Genomic DNA, 3,584 nt, shown 5'->3' on the forward strand with positions numbered 1-3,584 from the left:
CTGTAGAGTAAGCAATGGTTGAATTGCAGGTAATAAAAAAGGCTGACGTATCGACGCCAGCCTTCTAACGATTTTGCTGTAGCTAATTCTATTCGAAACAGATCTCGATGAAGGCATTACCCCACTGAGATGAGAAAGGCATGATGATTATTGCGCCTTCGCATTTGTGACGAATAGTGTGGCCTTTACCAGAAACCACAATCGGTGTTGCCATGTCGAAGTCGAAGCCGCTTTCCGCAAGAATACGTTTTGCACCGCCCGTTACCATGTTGGTGATCTCACCAACCATGTCGGTTACTTCTTCGTTCAAACCGTTTGGTCGCTCACCAAGCATGTTTTCCATGATTTCCAGAGCCAGACCTTCATCAAAGGTAATCGACATTGAACCACGAGATTGTGGACCAACCATACCGATTAAACCAGAGACATCACCACGAGCGATTTCATCTTTCTTAACTCTTGGTTTTTGTGGCTTCAATTCTAGAGAAGCCATCGTTTTTAGAACGTTCATCAAAGAAGCTAAAAACGGGTTTACAAATTCAGCGCGCATAATGTTCTTCTATAATCTTATTCTTTCATATCGGAGGAGCAAGATTGGCAAATGCCATGCGATTCAATGACGTGGTTGGTCAATTGAAAGCCATGCTTCTCAGCGTTACTCGCGAGCAGAGTCACAAGGGAATCGTCTTGTAGTTCTACCACTGTGCCACATTTATCGCAGATCAGTAGTTGGGAGAAATGTTTGTTGGCATTACAAGAACAGCAGCATATAAAGCTATTGGTTGACTCAACTCTGTGAATGAAACCTTGCTCCAACAAGAAATCCAAAGCGCGATATACAGTAGGTGGCTTGGCTTGCGGCTCACTGACTTTCAATTGCTCTAATAATTCATAAGCACTAGAAGCTTTCTTATTAGAGAGGATGAGCTCAAACACTCGCTTTCTTTGAGGCGTTAATCTAACGCCACGCGATGCGCATATCCCTTCAACTTGCTCTATTAATGTGTGGTCCAAATTCTTCACCATTCAATCGGACATCCTTAAACAAACCCTATTTTCAGGTTATTTCGGCTAAGGAGCCATTGATTTCTATTAAAGTCAGGTACAGAGCGTATTGTGACCCACGACTTTGAATAAGACAAGGTAACTCAAAATGACATTGTGACTCAAGGCATAACTGATTAGTGAGGCTGAATTAGAGATCTGGTGAATGATTTATAAAAAAGTGTGAGGCAAAGTTCATATAGCACAAACAGAGCATAGCCTTTACAATAGCCGACTTTGCTTTTGCTGGGTATTCCAGCATCTTTGTTTGACTCGCTACTAGGGTACTTTGCCATGACACATTCATGTAGGTTGTCTGTCGCTCCAATGCTCGATTGGACTGACCGCCACTGTCGTTACTTTCACCGTTTGCTCTCTCAGCAGACTCTTCTGTACACGGAAATGGTAACAACAGGCGCGATCTTACACGGTAAGGGCGATTTCCTAGAATACAGTGAGCGAGAGCATCCACTGGCTCTTCAACTTGGTGGTTCAAATCCAGTTGATCTTGCGGCTTGTGCCAAACTTGCGGCTGAGCGTGGTTATGATGAAGTAAATCTTAACGTAGGTTGCCCTTCAGACCGAGTTCAAAACGGTCGCTTTGGTGCGTGCTTAATGGCGGAGCCAGAGCTAGTAGCAGACTGTGTATCAGCAATGAAAGAAGTGACTGATATTCCAATCACAGTGAAAACTCGCATTGGTATCGATGACCAAGACTCATATGAGTTTCTGACGAAGTTCATTTCAACGGTTTCTGAAAAGGGTGGTTGTGAGCAATTCACTATTCATGCACGTAAAGCGTGGTTGAGTGGTCTTAGCCCGAAAGAGAACCGCGAGATCCCACCTCTGGATTATGATCGTGCTTACCAGATCAAGAAAGACTTCTCTGATCTAGTGATCGCAGTAAATGGTGGTATCACCACATTAGAACAAACAAAAGAACATCTTCAGCACCTTGATGGCGTGATGATCGGTCGTGAGGCTTACCATAGCCCATTTATTCTGGCGGAAGTGGACCAACAGATCTTCGGCTTAGATACGCCAATTAAGAAACGCTCACAAGTCGTGGAAGAGATGTACCCGTACATCGAACGTGAGCTTTCAAAGGGTGCAAGCCTAGGACACATTTCTCGTCATATGCTTGGCCTGTTCCAAAGCATGCCGGGTGCAAGACAATGGCGTCGTTACATCAGCGAAAATGCGCATAAGAAAGGCGCTGGCATCGAAGTCATGCAGACAGCATTGGCTAAGATTCCTAAAGAGCTGAACGTATAGGTTAAATTCGCCATTAAAGGCTAAATTTACCACTCTAATTTGCTTAAAAAGCCACGCATGAGAATGTGTGGTTTTTTATTTTCTTGATAAATAAGGGTTTTATTGGTTCTGGCGACTTGGTACAGAAGCTGCAATGTTAGGGATTAGGAAAGATAGGTCATTAACTCATTAGGGAGACCATTATGTTTGAATTAATCTTTGTTCTTATTTTCGTTGCTACGCTTCTTGTGACAGGCATTACCTTTATGACGGTATTAGCGGCAACAGGAGTTGCATTAGCCGTAATGTTGCTGCTTGGTATGATGAGCGTGGTGTTCAAATTACTGCCTTGGTTGATTGTGATTGCAATCGGTGTGTGGTTTTTCAAAAACTTTGTACATAGCTCGAGTCAGAGACGCTACTAAAGTCATGACACCGTCAAATATCGGCTTGCCGTCGGTTTATCGTTTTAGTCTTTAAGATGTGTGGTAGAATTTTCCCCAATAATCTATGAATGTGCATACACTTAGCACAACGATATGGAATTGGAGCTATCTCAAATGAATAAAATGCCATTAATTGCTTTAGTGGGAATGCTATCTTTAAGTTCAGCGGTATCTGCTGAGGAAGAGTTTTCTTACACGGCTAAAGTCGGTGCCGATATGTGGTGGGGAAGTACCAAGCTAAATGAAGTGAGACAAGACGAAGACTCTAACTCTCCTTCTGTGTATTTCGCATTTGAGCATAATGCCCCAATGCTGCCAAATGCTAGCTTCCGTTATACGTCTATTGATACGGATGCATTGGCTTTTGATAAGTACGACTACACATTCTACTACACCTTGCTAGAGCACAAGTTGATGAACTTCGATGCGGGTCTGACGTTTACTCAGTACTCAAACTCGAATTACATTGAACCTCAAAAAGGAACTCAAGCAAGCTTCGATGAATTTACGTGGAGCTTCTACGGTAACGCAGAGATCAACGTTCCTGACACCAACTTCGATATCATTGGTACCATGGAATTCGGTGATAGCAGCGGTATTAAGAGCACAGATTTGATGGCGGGTGTTCAGTACCGAATCCCAGTATCTGAGTCTGAAATCGCTCTGCGCGGTGGTTACCGTGTTATCGACTTAGATTCAGATGAGTTCTTTGATTCTGAGTTAGGTAAAAACTTTGTCATGATAGATGGCTGGTTTGCTGGTGCAGAAGTACGATTCTAAGTTCACCTAAAGAACATCTAAAACCAATTTTAAAAACGCCGCTTTATTAAGCGGCGTTTT

5 protein-coding genes are annotated in these 3,584 nt (G+C 43.1%); 3 read left to right on the top strand and 2 right to left on the bottom strand.

Annotated elements, in window-relative coordinates; all coding sequences use genetic code 11:
- Positions 1 to 88: 88 nt before the first annotated feature.
- Complete coding sequence (locus BCT81_RS28120; protein ID WP_004741271.1) at positions 89 to 550, bottom strand: chemotaxis protein CheX; 462 nt, start codon at positions 548 to 550, stop codon at positions 89 to 91.
- 17 nt (positions 551 to 567) lie between these two features.
- The gene (zur, locus tag BCT81_RS28125; RefSeq protein WP_004741270.1) at positions 568 to 1,026 is read right to left on the bottom strand and encodes a zinc uptake transcriptional repressor Zur; all 459 of its coding nucleotides are present in this window, start codon (positions 1,024 to 1,026) and stop codon (positions 568 to 570) included.
- Positions 1,027 to 1,338: 312 nt separating this feature from the next.
- Here zur and dusA point away from each other — a divergent pair, with 312 nt between their 5' ends.
- The 3 genes from dusA (at position 1,339) to BCT81_RS28140 (ending at position 3,524) form a co-directional block, all read left to right on the top strand.
- Positions 1,339 to 2,319 carry a tRNA dihydrouridine(20/20a) synthase DusA gene (gene dusA, locus BCT81_RS28130; RefSeq protein ID WP_102426570.1) on the top strand — a complete coding sequence of 327 codons (981 nt, stop codon included), beginning with the start codon at positions 1,339 to 1,341 and terminating at the stop codon, positions 2,317 to 2,319.
- Between the two features lie 182 nt (positions 2,320 to 2,501).
- Entirely contained in the window at positions 2,502 to 2,723 is a 222-nt protein-coding gene (gene pspG / locus BCT81_RS28135) for an envelope stress response protein PspG (protein WP_004741265.1), read from the top strand.
- A gap of 135 nt (positions 2,724 to 2,858) precedes the next feature.
- On the top strand, positions 2,859 to 3,524 hold the full coding sequence (locus BCT81_RS28140) for a TIGR04219 family outer membrane beta-barrel protein (protein ID WP_102426571.1): 666 nt from the start codon (positions 2,859 to 2,861) through the stop codon (positions 3,522 to 3,524).
- The last annotated feature ends 60 nt before the right edge of the window (positions 3,525 to 3,584 follow it).

Origin of the sequence: Vibrio sp. 10N.261.52.A1 (assembly GCF_002876325.1) — a bacterium.
Classification (GTDB): Bacteria; Pseudomonadota; Gammaproteobacteria; order Enterobacterales; family Vibrionaceae; genus Vibrio; species Vibrio chagasii.

What these genes read in the sequence shown, in the direction of transcription:
- BCT81_RS28120 (WP_004741271.1), bottom strand. Translation starts at nt 550, where the DNA reads ATGCGCGCTGAATTTGTAAACCCGTTTTTAGCTTCTTTGATGAACGTT.
- zur (WP_004741270.1), bottom strand. Translation starts at nt 1,026, where the DNA reads ATGGTGAAGAATTTGGACCACACATTAATAGAGCAAGTTGAAGGGATA.
- dusA (WP_102426570.1), top strand. Translation starts at nt 1,339, where the DNA reads ATGACACATTCATGTAGGTTGTCTGTCGCTCCAATGCTCGATTGGACT.
- pspG (WP_004741265.1), top strand. Translation starts at nt 2,502, where the DNA reads ATGTTTGAATTAATCTTTGTTCTTATTTTCGTTGCTACGCTTCTTGTG.
- BCT81_RS28140 (WP_102426571.1), top strand. Translation starts at nt 2,859, where the DNA reads ATGAATAAAATGCCATTAATTGCTTTAGTGGGAATGCTATCTTTAAGT.